We start from the raw sequence: 14,451 nt of genomic DNA, 5'->3' as shown, positions 1-14,451 counted from the left end.
TAAATCCAGACAAAAATAGATGGCAATATGTTTAAAACATATTGCCATCTATTTTATAATGACGTTTCTGAATTACTGTTGGCATCATGAAGGGATTGTTCATATTTGGCACTTCGTGAAGACAGAAGCACGAAATAACTTAACATCCCAAAATAGCAGGAAATTACTAAAGCATGCATTAGCGCTATACCTAGATTTAGAAGGGTGAATATTATCATTGCACCGAAAAACACCTGGAGAGTGATTAATACTAATGATGTTAACCAGCCCCAATACATTATTCTACTTGTTCGATAGTGTTTTACCATTCTTATAACTAGAGTAATAGTCCAAATGAATAGTAAACCTGCAGCTAAACGGTGTCCCATTTGAATCCACTGTTCTAAACTATAGTTTTGAAATGATAACGGTGAAGAGTTGGCACAAAAAGGCCAATCAGCACAAACCAAATTAGCTTCTGCGTGTCGAACCAGGGCACCTGTATATACGACAATATAAGTGTAAATGGTAATGGCATAGATTTCCAATCGGTGTTTCTTTTGAATCACCAATGATTCAGCATCAAACTTTCTGTCGATTTCAAATATAAGTAACATGACAAGAAACACTGCAGCAAAGGAAATCAAAGATATACCAAAATGTGCAGCCAACACGAAATCTGATTGGCCCCAAAGCACGGCAGCGGCTCCGATCAATGCTTGAACTATCAAAAAGACTACAGATAATGATGTGAGAAACTTAACCTCACGTATATGCCCTATATATTTCCATGCCATGATGGCTAGTGCTACAACAGCAAAACCAACAATGCCTGTGACCAGGCGATGACTTAATTCAATCACCAATTCTGGTGTTATGTTTGAAGGGAGAAACTCGCCTTCGCATAGTGGCCAACTATCTCCACAGCCGTCGGCAGAACCTGTTTTAGTTACCAGAGCTCCGCCTAATAGTAGAAAGAGCATACCGACAGTCGATACAACAGATAGCCACTTTAATGTTTTTATCATAGTAAAGCCTCACTTCAATGTTGATTAGTAAACAAATAGCTACATACCATAATAATATTAAGTCAATACACAATGCAATGAAATATGATTGGAAAATGGCAAATGACACACAATTGTTATACTCTTTCTTTTTTTCTACTGTTTTCACTATGTAAAACTAAAAAAACCTTGCATTGTTGTCATTTGTTTGCTAGAAATAGTGTAGGGGATATTTGTTATGCTTTGTATTACCATGTCCAAATCTAATAACTCTACATATGTTACGTTTACACCCAAGGTTAGTTAATTAGATTGTAATACAATTCCATGATACAATTATAATTAATTTATATCCAAGGTACTTTTGGGGAATAGTATGTGGTAACTCCATCAGTATGCTTGGTCTTATCATGCCTAAAGAAGGGGTTTATAGGGGGGGAGAAATTTGAACAAAGCAGAAACACCTTCTTCGCAAATGGTTGGTACAACTGTACTCGCCAAAAAGAAAAGCACTCATTTTATAGAAGATTTTAAAGCACTGATTAAAATAGGAATTGTTAACTCGAATCTAATTACTGTGATTGCAGGTTTTTGGTTAGCGCTCCACTACACTAATGGCACATTTATGGCTAATCTTGACGTATTTATTTTAACTATCTCAGGTAGTGCATTAGTAATTGCCGGTGGAGGTATTTTGAATAACTGGTATGATGTAGATATAGATCCATTAATGACCAGGACAAAGAATAGGCCAACCGTAACTGGCAGTATATCACTAAATACGACGTTGGTACTTGGATTATTGTCTACACTATTTGGCCTAATCCTTCTATCAATGACAACAATTCAAGCAGCATTATTTGCTTTTTTGGGATGGTTCGTTTATGTGGTATTATATACAATATGGTCGAAAAGAAGGTACACATTGAATACTGCAATTGGCAGCTTTTCTGGTGCGGCACCTCCATTAATTGGATGGGCAGCAATTGAACCTCATTTTCATATCGTACCACTCATGTTATTTTTAATAATGTTTATTTGGCAAACACCTCATTTCCTTGCTTTAGCGATGAAGAAGACAAAGGAATACAAAGCAGCAGGAGTTCCAATGCTCCCCGTGGTTCATGGATTTGAAATTACAAAGCGACAAATTGTGATCTATATTGCCTGTTTGCTACCTCTTCCATTTTATTTGGCTTCACTAGGCACAACCTTTATGGTAATTGCTACATTACTTAACGTAGGTTGGCTGTTAATCGGAATAAGCGGTTTTTATATGAAAAATGATCTAAAATGGGCAAATTTTATTTTTATCTATTCAATAAACTATCTTACTGTGTTATTTTTAATGATGGTCGTTGTTACAATTAAAACACCATTTAGCTAAATTGTCCTTAAAAAATTAACATAAATAAGGAATCAACAAGGAGAAAGAGAGGTATGAATTCATGAAAGGGATGGGAAAAATTAAAGCATTATTCCTATTAAGTTTTTTAGCAATAGTCTTGGCTGGTTGCGGTAAAGAAAACTTAACCGCTCTTGTACCGAAAGGGACTGGAGCAGAAACATCAATGAATTTGATTTTGCTATCAACACTTGTAATGGTGTTTGTGTTTGCGGTTGTAATTGTAGTATATGTGATTGCCCTAGTTCGCTTTCGTAAGAAGAAAGGACAGGAAAATTACATACCAAAACAAGTGGAAGGTAATAAGACACTTGAGACAGTTTGGACAGTAATACCAATTATCTTGGTATTGATTCTTGCAGTTCCAACTGTTGCGGCTACATTTGAACTAGCAGACATGTCAAAATCCGGCGACGGAGTTAATATTGAAGTCACTGGAAACCAGTATTGGTGGCATTTTAATTACAAAGGTGAAGAAATTCAAACAAGCCAAGATTTGTACATCCCAACAGGAGAAAAGGTTTATCTAAATATGATTTCTTCTGATGTAATCCATTCATTATGGATTCCAAGTATATCAGGGAAAATGGATGTTAACCCTGAGAACGTAAACAAAATGTATATTGAAGCAAAAGAAGAAGGCGTATACTGGGGGAAATGTGCTGAACTTTGTGGTCCATCGCATTCATTAATGGATTTTAAGGTAGTTGCAGTCAGCCCAGAAGAATTTGATCAATGGGTATCTGATATGCAAAATGTCGATCCAAAAGCACAGCCACAGGACGCAGTAGCACAAGAAGGTAAGGATTTATTTGAAGAGAAGAGTTGTATGGGCTGTCATGCTATAGGATCATCACCTGCAGCTGTTGGACCTAATCTTACTGATTTCGGAAATCGTTCTAAAATTGCTGGTTTTTTAGAGCCAAACGAGGAAAATCTTGTTAAGTGGATCATGGATCCTGAATCTATTAAGCCTGGAAATAAAATGACAGGTAACTATCCTGCTGTTTCTGAAGAAGAAGCAAAGAAAATTTCAGCCTATCTGATGCAATTGAAACCATCTGATATTACACCTGAAAGTGCAGGTAAATAGTAATATTTAAATTCTTAAGAGAGAAATTAAGGGAGGTTTGAACCTTGAGTATAGCAGCTACTCAAAAAAGAGGCTTCGGAGCCTTCTTGTGGGATTATTTAACAACAGTCGACCATAAAAAAATTGCGCATTTATATTTAGTTGGTGGCGGATTTTTCTTCCTGCTTGGTGGTATTGAAGCATTATTTATACGTATTCAACTAATTAAACCGGAAAATGATTTTATAAGTGCTGGTTTATATAATGAAATGATTACAATGCATGGAACGACCATGATCTTCTTGGCAGCCATGCCGCTGTTTTTAGGTTTAATGAATGCCATCATGCCTTTGCAAATAGGGGCTAGAGATGTTGCATTTCCATTTTTAAATTCATTAGGTTTTTGGTTATTTATGTTTGGTGGAATCTTATTGAACTGTAGTTGGTTCCTGGGTGGAGCTCCTGATGCAGGATGGACATCTTATGCGCCATTATCCATCCAATCACCTGGTCATGGAGTGGATTTTTACACAATTGGATTACAAATAGCCGGGGCAGGTACATTAATTGGCGGAATTAACTTCTTAGTAACAATTGTTACCATGCGTGCACCTGGAATGACTTATATGCGTATGCCATTATTTACTTGGACGACATTTGTTACTAGTGTTCTTATTCTATTTGCTTTCCCGGCTTTAACAGTAGGATTATTCCTACTTATGTTTGACCGCATGTTTGATTCAGCTTTCTTTGATGTTGCTTTAGGTGGTAATACTGTAATCTGGCAGCATTTATTCTGGATCTTCGGTCACCCGGAAGTATATATTTTGATTTTACCTGCTTTCGGTTTGTTTAGTGATATTTTCTCTACATTTTCAAAGAAAAGATTATTTGGTTACACTGCGATGGTATTTGCGACAATCTTAATCGCTTTCTTAGGATTTATGGTATGGGCTCACCACATGTTTACGGTTGGTCTAGGTCCAGTCGCTAACTCTATTTTTGCTATTGCAACAATGGCTATAGCAGTACCGACTGGTATTAAAATATTTAACTGGCTTGCAACGATGTGGGGAGGAAGCATTAGTATTAACTCTGCGATGCTTTGGGCACTAGGTTTCATTCCTTCATTTACAATTGGTGGAATGACCGGAGTTATGCTAGCCTCTGCAGTAGCTGACTATCAGTATCATGATACCTACTTTGTTGTTGCTCACTTCCATTATGTTATTGTTGGTGGTTCTGTATTTGGAATCCTGGCAGGTATACATTACTGGTATCCAAAAATGTTTGGCCGCATTCTACATGAAGGTATGGGTAAAGCTGCATTTTGGATTTTCTTAATCGGTTTTAACTTGACATTCTTTATTCAACATTTCCTTGGATTAATGGGTATGCCACGTCGTTACTGGGTATTCCTTGAAGATCAAGGATTAGATACTGGTAACTTTATAAGTACAATTGGTGCATTTTTAATGGGTGTTGCAGTAATAATTCTACTAATCAACATTATTTACACTGCAGTTAAAGGAGAAAAAGCTCCTGCTGACCCATGGGATGGTCGTACGTTGGAATGGGCAATTCCTTCACCACCACCATTCTATAACTTCAAGCAAACTCCACTTACACGTGGTTTGGATCCTTTATGGATTGAAAAAACAGAAGGTAAAGGTAAAATGACACCAGCAGAACCGCTTGGAGATATTCATATGCCTGATGGTTCTATTCTTCCTTTCATCATGTCATTAGGATTCTTTGTTGCTGGTTTTGGGTTTATTTACCAGGTTGATCACAATGCATGGTTATTGGCAGTCTTTGCTGGTATTGGTACAGCATTGATTTGTATGTTAATCAGATCTTTGAAAGACTACCATGGCTATCACATTAAGAAAGAAGATCTTGAAAGGGAGGCTGACTAAGATGAGTCACGATCATTCCTTAAATCCAGAAGTAATGCCGCAGGAACCAGAAAAAGCTACCCTTGAAGGAAAGAATAAATTCTTTGGTTTATGGTTTTTCCTTGGTGGAGAAACTGTCTTGTTTGCTAGTTTTTTTGGGACCTACCTTGCGTTAAGGAATTCTACTGCAGGTGGTCCTGCGTCAACTGATTTATTTGGATTAAAGCTTGTATTTATTATGACAATGCTGTTATTAACCAGTTCATTGACGAGTGTATATGCTATGTATCATATGAAAAATAATGACTTTAAGAAAATGCAATTATGGCTTGCTATCACTGCTTTGCTGGGAATGGGTTTCCTTGGTTGTGAAATTTATGAGTTTGCTCATTATATTCATGAATTCGGTTTTACATTCCGCTCTTCAGCATTTGGGTCAGCCTTCTATACATTAGTAGGCTTCCACGGTGGTCACGTTGTATTTGGACTTAGCTGGTTAATTGCCTTAATGGTTAGAAATGCAAAAAGAGGATTGAATTTATATAATGCTCCAAAATATTATACTTTCAGTCTTTATTGGCACTTTATTGATGTTGTATGGGTATTTATCTTTACAGTAGTTTATCTAATGGGAAAGGTAGGTTAAATTATGTCAGAGAACACCAATACCAACAGTGTTAATTCGTTTCAAAAGAAAAGAAATAAAGAAGAAATGAAAAAGCAACTGATCTCCTTTGCTTTAATGATTGGATTTACCATAATTGCCTTTACCTTGGTTGCTACAAAAGCAATGGACAAAATGTTTATTATCCCAGTAATTCTACTATTGGCAGTTGTTCAAGTTGCATTTCAGTTTTATTACTTCATGCACATGAAAGACAAAGATCATGAATTCCCATCTATGATGATTTATGGTGGTGTATGGGCAGCAGTATTGACTGTTGCTACACTATTAACAATTGCATGGTGGTAAACAGAAGAGACCGGTAAGCATACCGGTCTTTTTCTTTTGGTCTTTTAAATATTTTAGAGGTTAAATATAAGTTGGAGTGTTAACAATAAAAAAATCGCAATATATATAAATTCCTATTTATCTGTAAGTACTGTAAACGGCCGTTCCGGAAAATAACTTATGGTGAACACACAATAGCTAGTTTGGGATGTCTCCGGCGGATACTTTTCCTCTACTGCCGATTAATTCGCTCTCCGGCGGATAGTTTCGCTCTGCAGCCGATTAATTCGCTCTCCGGCGGATTATCTTGTTCTGCAGCTGATTAATTTGCTCTCCGGTGGATTATCTTGCTCTGCAGCTGATTAATTCGCTCTCCGGCGGATAATTTCGCTCTGCAGCTGAATTATTTGCTCTCCGGCGGATAGCATCACTCTACTGCCGATTAATTCGTTCTCCGTCGAATTATCTCGCTCTACTGCTGATTTTTTTCACACTAGTGCGGAATTTCCTCCAACTATGCAAGCCTCTTAGTTTTTATCTTACAATCGCCAGGGTTAATATTATTTAAATAGGTATTTATATACTTTACCAATTATTATTAATAATATATGGTTGCATATTACAGTCAGATATTATAACTCTTTATAATAAAGGAAAGTTTTAAAATCGTCACATTCTATACGTGTATTCATTGACCATGTAAGTTATAATAGTAGAGATAAACCCTAAATGGAGTGATTATCTATGTGGTTAGAATTACAGATTTTTGGTTTCCGTGCTTTATGGAGTCCCTATTTCTTCCTATTTGTTATTAGTCTTGCAATCGTATATTTTTTGGTTACCGGACCTTATCGTTCCAAGTGGGGAATAGAGGAAAAGCCATCTAATAAACAACAGGTTTCTTTTTATATTGCTCTATTATTGCTCTATATCGTAAAAGGATCTCCAGTTGATCTTTTAACACATATTATGCTTAGTGCACATATGGCACAAATGGCAATATATTATTTGATCTTTCCTATTTTAGTTATAAAAGGCTTACCTGTTTGGATATGGAGAAAGGTGGTATATGCTCCGTTTATATACCCAGCATTAAAGGTATTAACGAAACCCATTATTTCTTTATTATTATTTAACAGCCTGTTTTCCTTATATCATGTACCAGCAGTTTTTGACTTTGCCAAATCGTCGCAAATTGCACATACTTCGATCTCTCTAGTTATCCTTCTTGCAGCCTTTATTGTTTGGTGGCCAATTTTGTCTCCTATTAAGGAATGGGATACAATGTCACCATTATTAAAAATCGGTTATATTTTTGCAAACGGAGTATTGATCACACCTGCTTGTGTATTAATTATATTCGCTGATCACGCTTTGTTTGCGGCTTACAGCCAGGATGGAGCCTGGATTCAGGCAATGTCGCTATGTGTGCCTGGAAATGTATTGCAGGGCATATCTTATGCTATTTCTGGTCCGGAAATGTTCTCACCAATGAGTACTCTCGAAGATCAACAACTTGGTGGTATTATTATGAAGATTATGCAGGAAATAACATATGGCTATATACTAGCTCGTATTTTCTTTACATGGTTTAATCAAGAAAGTCTTAAGGTCGATCCTATTCCTGCAGAGACGAATAGTTAGGCAAATCGATTAAACACCTTGCTTCCTTTGTGAGGTAAGGTGTTTTCTACATAAATTGAAGAGTGAAAGGAAGGAAAGAGATGCCGTTGTTACCGACAATAAGTACCTTCTTCATCGCATTAAGTGCTATTCTGGTTGCGATAGGATGGATACTAATTAGTAAAGGAAATGCTAAAACACATAAAAAAGTAATGGTGTCTGCTGCTATCAGTGCATTGCTGTTCTTTATTATTTATGTTTCAAGAACAGTATTTGTCGGAAATACAAGTTTTGGTGGCCCTGATGAGTATAAAATTTACTACACCGTTTTTCTTATATTTCATATAACCCTAGCAACAATAGGAGCTGTTTTTGGTGTTGTTACGCTTATGCTAGCATTCAAACGTAAAATTACCAAGCACAGAAAGATTGGGCCTGTAACAAGTGTTATTTGGCTTTTTAGTGCAATAACTGGAGTAATGGTTTATTTATTACTTTATATTATTTTTGAAGGCGGAGAAACAACAAGTATGATAAAAGCAATATTAGGAACATAGAAAGAAAAGTGCTGCCATGCCGGTAGGGAGTCTGTATTCCTAAAATTTAATATTATTCCATTATGATAAGAAAAGGAGGAAGAGCGAAATTGCTCTTCCTCCTATATTTTTGTATTCCATTTTATAATACCTGCTTCTTTTGCGGAGTTAAATGCGATAAATAGTAATGGACCTAATATAAAACCTAGTAAACCTAATAATTTTAAGCCGATAAACATGGCAATTAAGGTGGCCAACGGAGATAGTCCAATATGCTGCCCCATTACTTTAGGTTCCACAATACGGCGAACAGCCAGTAAAATGATTGCAAGTACAGCAAGTTGGATACCTAATGCTGTATCACCTGCCAGTAATAGAAATAAAGCCCACGGTCCTAATATAATGATAGAACCAATAATTGGTATTAAATCAACGATCCAAATAATAAGAGACATCATGATCGCAACTTCTGGCGTAATCAAAAACAGGCCGATCAACGATACTGCGAGAATTAGAAGGCTTACTAGGAACTGTGCTTTTAGAAATCCTAGTAAAACATCAGCTAAACGCCTGTTCATAAATGAAACCTTTTCAGCAGTTTCTTTTGTTAATAAGTTATACATTTTTGCTTTAAGTAAAGGCAATTCCAGCATAAAAAGGAAGAGAGCAATAAGATAAACAATAAAACTAATTAAATATTGAGGGACTTTACTGAAAATCTCTGCAATGTTATCTAATGTTATTTTCTCTTTAGCTGTATTGCTAAGTGCTGTTAGATTTTCTTCAATGCTATCAGAGATCTGTTTCACAAATTCGGGAGGAAGATTATTTGTATATTGTTGTAAGTCATTCTCCCACTCTTCATACATATCATTCAATTGATTAAAATGACTGGGTACCTCCTCTGCGAAATTTACAACTTGAGTCACAGCTTTTGTAACAATAAAGGTTCCGGCAATTCCAACTAGCAGTAAAAAAAGCAAAAATATTATAGAAACCGCTACTTTTCGGCTAATCTTCGTTTTCCTTTGTAGCAAACGAATTGTAGGGTTAAGCAATAATGCTGTAAAAAAAGCGACAATAAGAGGAATGGAGACAGGTAGAATAAAGATTATAAAAAGTATTAGCAATACGGCTATAAATATTAGTGTCCAATGGCGTTTTGTAAGTGTGCGGATCAACGTTAATTAATGTCTCCTTTCATATGTAGCAAAAAGAATGGCAGCTATTTCTATAAAGAATATAGCATTAATTTTCCAATTTGAACAGAAAACTTTATCGTATTATATTAAAAATTGAATAAAAAACCAACTACTAACATTTGATCTGAGTAGTTGGTCAGTTTGAATTTATTTTTTATATTGTTGAATTTCGTCTTTTACTTTAGTAACAATGTTATTTGCGCGTTCAACAAGATTTGCAGGGAACCCTTCTTCTTCACCATATTCAACCCCATGCGGATAGTAATGTTTTCCTAACATTGGAGGCATTAGTTTAATTACAGCATTGCCCCTGTCTACATCTCCTTCAATAGAGTAGCCTTGAATTCGGATGTAATATGTAATGTTTTTTTCTTTTGATTCTATTTTATAATCATAGGTTACACGATCATAATCCCATTGGCCTGCTCGAATAAAAGCATGTTTTCCTGTTAAATGATCGAGTGGTTTTAAATCGATAACAACGTCTTCAATCCCAGTATTCTCTAATATCATCTTATCCACCTCACATAATTGTCCTTCCTACACTATAATAGTACGAAATAAGTGAACATGCAATTGAAAACGCATAAGATTTTTGATTATATGTCTTATAAAGATAATAGAGTTAAGAGAATGTTTATAGTATATTGTGCATATATATAACAAAAAAGAAGAGAAGGGGACCATTCTATGCGGTTTATTCAAATTATAGTTCTACTAACCATTCTCGGAGTTATTGCTTTTTATGTAATGGAGGGAAAGGATTCTACTATTGAAAACCTAACTACTGGATCAGTAAGCGTAGCAAAAGAGAAGTTTACTTTACTAGAGGCTAAAGAAGTAACTCCAAAATTGCAGAAAAAAACACCGTTGGAAGGGGATCTTTTTCAATGGATAGGAAAAAGTTCTGAACAGTTACAAGAGCAACTTGGACAACCAAAGAGAAAGGATCCAAGTGCATATGACTATACTTGGTGGGTATACACGGATGAGGCAAATCAATATATTCAATTTGGTGTTATGGAAGGGGAGGTCAAAACGCTATTTGCCACTGGTTCTAAGTTAGGTTCAAAACCTTTTGTCATTAATAAGTCCTATGCTGAGATCAATACAAAATATCCTTTTGAAGAGCAAATAAATTATAGTGAGAATTTTGCATCTTACACTTTTAAACTAAATGAAGATGATCTTAAAATGCGCCCCTTAATAAAGGTTACCGATGATCTATTTGTACAAGCTTATTTTGACACATTTACTGAAAAGTTATCCTCTATTAGAGTATTAACTGCAGATATACTTTTATTGCACCGTCCTTATGAATTGGAGTATCGTGGTCAAATTCCTGAGCGCCCTAATTTAGATGATAAACAATGGTTAAAAATAGAGGAGGGTATGGAAAGGCAAATTTTTGAAATTACGAATGTGATACGTCATCAATACAAAAAGTCTGTGCTAAAGTGGGATGAATCCGTAAGTCAAGTAGCATTAAAGCATAGTAAAGATATGGAAATAAATAATTACTTTTCCCATTATAGTCAAAATGGCAATGGATTAAAAGAGCGATTAGCTGAAAAAGAGGTTTTCTATACTGCAGCTGGTGAAAATATTGCTGCACAATATCCTGATGCACCAGCAGCACTAGAAGGGTGGTTAAATAGTGAAGGGCATCGTCAAGCTTTGCTAAAAGAAGAATACACTCATCTGGGGGTCGGGGTGTATCGATTGTATTTCACACAGAATTTCCTTGCTAAACCTTTGTAGGCAGCTTGCTACTTTGGATTCTGTGAGAGAAGTCAGGCACATCTCTTAAGGTTCAACATAAATTAGATAGTATAAATGTCTATTTAATATGAGGTGAGCAAGATGAATGAATCTGAATTGCACCCATCAGTCGTCGATTTTAAGCGGTTTATAAATAAGCATCCAAATTTATTAAAGGAAATTAGACGAAGTGGAAAGTCGCTGCAAGTGTATTATGAAAAATGGGCATTGCTGGGAGAAGAAGATTCCTATTGGGAAAAATTCATTGAAAAAGAACCTGAGACCGGCAAAGAAGATGGGGATAAAAAAAATAAGGAGTTATTCAATCAAATTCTTAAAATGGCTGAGAACATGGATATAGAAAAAATACAGAAACAAGCCAACCAATTAAGTAATGCAATAACTACTGTTCAGGAAATAATCACTCAGTTCCAATCAACTAAGAGCACTGGTAATCCTAACCAAAATCCTATTAATTGGTATAGAGACTAGGAGGAACTAGAATGCATCCACAATGTTACGATTATTTACAGAGTAATCCGGAGTTAGCAAGATACGTACGTCTTAATCCTATCTGGTACCGCTACTTGTCTCGAGAACCTTCCATGTTGGTTTATATAGAAAAAGAAGCGAAAAAATTTTATGGAAAGACATTCCCACAGCGTGTTGAAAAATTAAATAACCAAGTACAGATGCTTGAAATGCTTATCCAATTTGCGGGAGCAATGAAGGATTAAACATTTTCAGAACTTGTCTTAAATGATACTATAGTAGTGGAGGTGTAATTAATGATAGCTACTATGGAATATGTAGATATATTAGATAAATCCGAGCAGTTAGGGAGTATGGTAATGGAGTCCGATATAATGGAAGCCTACACTATTTCCCAGAATGCTCTTCATAAAGATAAAGAAGCCCAGAGGTTAATTAAAGATTTTCAAGATATAAAAGAACAATATGATGATGTCCAACGATTTGGTAGATACCATCCTGATTATAATGAGATCATGAAAAAGGTACGAGCAGCCAAACGAGAGATGGATATGAATGATAAGGTGGCTGCATTTAAAATTGCGGAAAGAAACCTGCAGAAGTTATTGGATGAGATTAGTAGATATGTTGCTCAGAGTGTAAGTGAACAAGTTAAAGCTCCACAGGAAGGGGCTGCTTTAACAGATAGTGGCTGTGGTTGTGGAAGCGGTGGAGGATGTGGCTGTGCCTCCTGATCGTTGAATTTACCGGTTTACTCTGATAAACTAAGTTGCAAATAACTTGTAAGTGAGGGCATGATATGAGTGTGGATCGCCAAAGTTTAATAGTCTGGTTTCAGCATTTGAAGAATATTAAACAAATAAAAAAATATGGACATTTAATTTACGTATCAAAGAGAATGAAATATGCTGTAATTTACGTTAATCAGGATGAGATTGAAAGGATCGAACAAAAATTACTTAAGTTAGCCTTTGTGTCTAAAATAGACCGTTCTTATAAACCCTTTATAGAAACAAACTACGAAAATGCAAAACCAGATAAAGCAAAACAATATGATTATAAAATGGGTATTTAATATTTTTTCTTAATATGGACAATATATATTGTCCATATTTTTTTGTCCTAATAATCATCGATTTTTAAAGGCATTAGAGATTAGGTTATACAGAATTCCATTAGATAAAAAGAAAAACCTGCAGAAATATTTCTGCAGGTCCCTTTGTTTTCCTTTTAGAAAACAAAAAGGCAAAGGGAGAGGAGAAACCGAAGAAGATCTTATGGGGAAGTGTAAGTCTTCTTCGAGTTATGAAACAACCAAGCTAACCTTTAGCTGTCTCAATAATTTATTATGTACAAGAAAAAGTTATTTATACGTCAAAGTTCATGTTTTCTTATCGTAATATAAATTATTTTCATCTCTTTCCTTTTATGGTAGGATTAATGTCGAATAGTGCCAAAAGGAGTGTGACTATGAGAGTTATAGCTGGGCAATATAAAGGACGACAATTAAAAGCAGTTCCAGGTAAAAATACAAGACCGACAACTGATAAAGTCAAAGAAGCTACTTTTCAAATAATGGGTCCTTATTTTGAAGGAGGTAAATTCCTTGATCTGTTTGCTGGCAGTGGTGCACTCGCTATTGAGGCATTGAGTAGAGGAATGGAATGGGGTATTCTGGTCGATAAGTCACCTAAGGCTATACATATAATTCATGATAATCTTAAGTCACTTAGCTTGGAAAATAATACAGAAGTATTTCGGGCAGATGCTTTTCGCGCAATACAGGCTGCATCCAAGCGAGGACTCCGGTTTGATTTAATACTACTGGACCCACCTTATGCAAAGGGAGACTATGAAGGGTTACTAAATGAAATAGTAAGCTTAGATATACTAAATAAGGGAGCTATCATTTATTGTGAACACGATCACACCACTATACTGAACTCATCACATAAGTCACTATCTTTAATTAAGCAACAAAAATATGGAGGAACAATAACAATAACTATATTCAGACATGACACATAGGAGGTAAATTATATTGACTAGATTAGCGATATGTCCCGGCAGTTTTGATCCACTTACTTATGGGCATCTAGACATTATACAGCGTGGAGCTAGAATTTTTGATCAAATTATTGTAGCGGTATTCAACAATCAATCGAAAGCTCCTTTATTTTCTGTTGAGGAACGGATAAAATTAATAGAGGAGTGCACTATTGACCTGCCAAATGTAATAGCAGATTCTTCGGAAGGCTTATTGATGGATTATGCAAAAGAAAAAAACGCTCAGGCTATTATAAGAGGGCTAAGAGCAGTTAGTGATTTTGAATATGAAATGCAAATTACTTCTATGAATAGAAAATTGGATGAAGAGATTGAAACATTCTTTATGATGACAAATAATCAATATTCATTCCTTAGTTCCAGTATTGTAAAAGAAGTGGCAAAATATAAAGCAAATGTCTCAGATCTCGTTCCGAGTCCAGTGGAACAGGCGTTAATTACAAAGTTTAAATAGGAG

Annotated in this window: 17 protein-coding genes; 14 read left to right on the top strand and 3 right to left on the bottom strand. The window is 35.6% G+C overall.

The genetic code is table 11. From position 1 onward, the window contains the following. Positions 1–53: 53 nt before the first annotated feature. Positions 54–1,007, bottom strand: a complete 954-nt coding sequence (locus tag X953_RS11905; RefSeq protein WP_040955777.1) for a heme A synthase — start codon at positions 1,005–1,007, stop codon at positions 54–56. Between the two features lie 454 nt (positions 1,008–1,461). Between X953_RS11905 and cyoE the strand changes: the two genes are divergently transcribed. The 7 genes from cyoE (at position 1,462) to X953_RS11870 (ending at position 8,493) form a co-directional block, all read left to right on the top strand. Beyond that, complete coding sequence (gene cyoE / locus X953_RS11900) at positions 1,462–2,373, top strand: heme o synthase (protein WP_040957095.1); 912 nt, start codon at positions 1,462–1,464, stop codon at positions 2,371–2,373. Positions 2,374–2,434: 61 nt separating this feature from the next. Next, positions 2,435–3,484: a cytochrome c oxidase subunit II gene (gene coxB, locus X953_RS11895; protein ID WP_040955776.1), complete on the top strand. Its 1,050-nt coding sequence runs from the start codon at positions 2,435–2,437 to the stop codon at positions 3,482–3,484. 44 nt (positions 3,485–3,528) lie between these two features. After that, entirely contained in the window at positions 3,529–5,382 is a 1,854-nt protein-coding gene (gene ctaD / locus X953_RS11890) for a cytochrome c oxidase subunit I (RefSeq protein ID WP_040955775.1), read from the top strand. 1 nt (position 5,383) lies between these two features. Further along, on the top strand, positions 5,384–6,007 hold the full coding sequence (locus X953_RS11885; protein WP_040955774.1) for a cytochrome (ubi)quinol oxidase subunit III: 624 nt from the start codon (positions 5,384–5,386) through the stop codon (positions 6,005–6,007). A 3-nt stretch (positions 6,008–6,010) separates the two neighbouring features. Beyond that, positions 6,011–6,334, top strand: a complete 324-nt coding sequence (gene ctaF, locus X953_RS11880; RefSeq protein ID WP_040955773.1) for a cytochrome c oxidase subunit IVB — start codon at positions 6,011–6,013, stop codon at positions 6,332–6,334. A 723-nt stretch (positions 6,335–7,057) separates the two neighbouring features. Next, positions 7,058–7,957 carry a cytochrome c oxidase assembly factor CtaG gene (gene ctaG, locus X953_RS11875; protein ID WP_040955772.1) on the top strand — a complete coding sequence of 300 codons (900 nt, stop codon included), beginning with the start codon at positions 7,058–7,060 and terminating at the stop codon, positions 7,955–7,957. An 80-nt stretch (positions 7,958–8,037) separates the two neighbouring features. Further along, positions 8,038–8,493 (top strand): DUF420 domain-containing protein, encoded by a 456-nt coding sequence (locus tag X953_RS11870; protein ID WP_040955771.1) that lies wholly within the window; start codon positions 8,038–8,040, stop codon positions 8,491–8,493. 101 nt (positions 8,494–8,594) lie between these two features. On the opposite strand, the gene ytvI is transcribed toward X953_RS11870, so the two are convergent. Both ytvI and X953_RS11860 read right to left on the bottom strand, forming a co-directional pair. Then, positions 8,595–9,653, bottom strand: coding sequence for a sporulation integral membrane protein YtvI (gene ytvI, locus X953_RS11865; protein WP_040955770.1), 1,059 nt, complete (start codon positions 9,651–9,653; stop codon positions 8,595–8,597). Positions 9,654–9,821: 168 nt separating this feature from the next. After that, positions 9,822–10,187, bottom strand: a complete 366-nt coding sequence (locus X953_RS11860; protein ID WP_040955769.1) for a YugN family protein — start codon at positions 10,185–10,187, stop codon at positions 9,822–9,824. Positions 10,188–10,364: 177 nt separating this feature from the next. Here X953_RS11860 and X953_RS11855 point away from each other — a divergent pair, with 177 nt between their 5' ends. From X953_RS11855 to coaD, 7 genes are all read left to right on the top strand, one after another. After that, positions 10,365–11,435, top strand: coding sequence for a CAP domain-containing protein (locus X953_RS11855; RefSeq protein ID WP_040955768.1), 1,071 nt, complete (start codon positions 10,365–10,367; stop codon positions 11,433–11,435). Positions 11,436–11,537: 102 nt separating this feature from the next. Continuing rightward, positions 11,538–11,927 (top strand): YlbD family protein, encoded by a 390-nt coding sequence (locus X953_RS11850; protein ID WP_040955767.1) that lies wholly within the window; start codon positions 11,538–11,540, stop codon positions 11,925–11,927. Between the two features lie 11 nt (positions 11,928–11,938). Then, positions 11,939–12,172 carry a YlbE-like family protein gene (locus tag X953_RS11845; protein ID WP_040955766.1) on the top strand — a complete coding sequence of 78 codons (234 nt, stop codon included), beginning with the start codon at positions 11,939–11,941 and terminating at the stop codon, positions 12,170–12,172. A gap of 51 nt (positions 12,173–12,223) precedes the next feature. Beyond that, a complete protein-coding gene (locus X953_RS11840) occupies positions 12,224–12,661 on the top strand; it encodes a YlbF family regulator (protein ID WP_040955765.1) in 438 nt (145 codons plus the stop codon). Positions 12,662–12,726: 65 nt separating this feature from the next. Further along, positions 12,727–13,002 carry a YlbG family protein gene (locus X953_RS11835; protein ID WP_040955764.1) on the top strand — a complete coding sequence of 92 codons (276 nt, stop codon included), beginning with the start codon at positions 12,727–12,729 and terminating at the stop codon, positions 13,000–13,002. Between the two features lie 395 nt (positions 13,003–13,397). Beyond that, the gene (rsmD, locus tag X953_RS11830; protein WP_040955763.1) at positions 13,398–13,955 is read left to right on the top strand and encodes a 16S rRNA (guanine(966)-N(2))-methyltransferase RsmD; all 558 of its coding nucleotides are present in this window, start codon (positions 13,398–13,400) and stop codon (positions 13,953–13,955) included. 13 nt (positions 13,956–13,968) lie between these two features. Continuing rightward, positions 13,969–14,448: a pantetheine-phosphate adenylyltransferase gene (gene coaD, locus X953_RS11825; RefSeq protein WP_040955762.1), complete on the top strand. Its 480-nt coding sequence runs from the start codon at positions 13,969–13,971 to the stop codon at positions 14,446–14,448. Positions 14,449–14,451: the final 3 nt, after the last annotated feature.

Origin of the sequence: Virgibacillus sp. SK37 (assembly GCF_000725285.1) — a bacterium.
Classification (GTDB): Bacteria; Bacillota; Bacilli; order Bacillales; family Amphibacillaceae; genus Virgibacillus_Q.
The sequence above is the reverse complement of the archived record's forward strand: the minus strand, read 5'-3'. Positions and strand labels throughout refer to the sequence as shown.

Excerpts from the sequence above, each read along its gene's own strand:
- X953_RS11905 (WP_040955777.1), bottom strand. The coding sequence starts at position 1,007 with ATGATAAAAACATTAAAGTGGCTATCTGTTGTATCGACTGTCGGTATG.
- cyoE (WP_040957095.1), top strand. The coding sequence starts at position 1,462 with ATGGTTGGTACAACTGTACTCGCCAAAAAGAAAAGCACTCATTTTATA.
- coxB (WP_040955776.1), top strand. The coding sequence starts at position 2,435 with ATGAAAGGGATGGGAAAAATTAAAGCATTATTCCTATTAAGTTTTTTA.
- X953_RS11885 (WP_040955774.1), top strand. The coding sequence starts at position 5,384 with ATGAGTCACGATCATTCCTTAAATCCAGAAGTAATGCCGCAGGAACCA.
- ctaF (WP_040955773.1), top strand. The coding sequence starts at position 6,011 with ATGTCAGAGAACACCAATACCAACAGTGTTAATTCGTTTCAAAAGAAA.
- ctaG (WP_040955772.1), top strand. The coding sequence starts at position 7,058 with ATGTGGTTAGAATTACAGATTTTTGGTTTCCGTGCTTTATGGAGTCCC.
- X953_RS11870 (WP_040955771.1), top strand. The coding sequence starts at position 8,038 with ATGCCGTTGTTACCGACAATAAGTACCTTCTTCATCGCATTAAGTGCT.
- X953_RS11860 (WP_040955769.1), bottom strand. The coding sequence starts at position 10,187 with ATGATATTAGAGAATACTGGGATTGAAGACGTTGTTATCGATTTAAAA.
- X953_RS11855 (WP_040955768.1), top strand. The coding sequence starts at position 10,365 with ATGCGGTTTATTCAAATTATAGTTCTACTAACCATTCTCGGAGTTATT.
- X953_RS11850 (WP_040955767.1), top strand. The coding sequence starts at position 11,538 with ATGAATGAATCTGAATTGCACCCATCAGTCGTCGATTTTAAGCGGTTT.
- X953_RS11845 (WP_040955766.1), top strand. The coding sequence starts at position 11,939 with ATGCATCCACAATGTTACGATTATTTACAGAGTAATCCGGAGTTAGCA.
- X953_RS11840 (WP_040955765.1), top strand. The coding sequence starts at position 12,224 with ATGATAGCTACTATGGAATATGTAGATATATTAGATAAATCCGAGCAG.
- X953_RS11835 (WP_040955764.1), top strand. The coding sequence starts at position 12,727 with ATGAGTGTGGATCGCCAAAGTTTAATAGTCTGGTTTCAGCATTTGAAG.
- rsmD (WP_040955763.1), top strand. The coding sequence starts at position 13,398 with ATGAGAGTTATAGCTGGGCAATATAAAGGACGACAATTAAAAGCAGTT.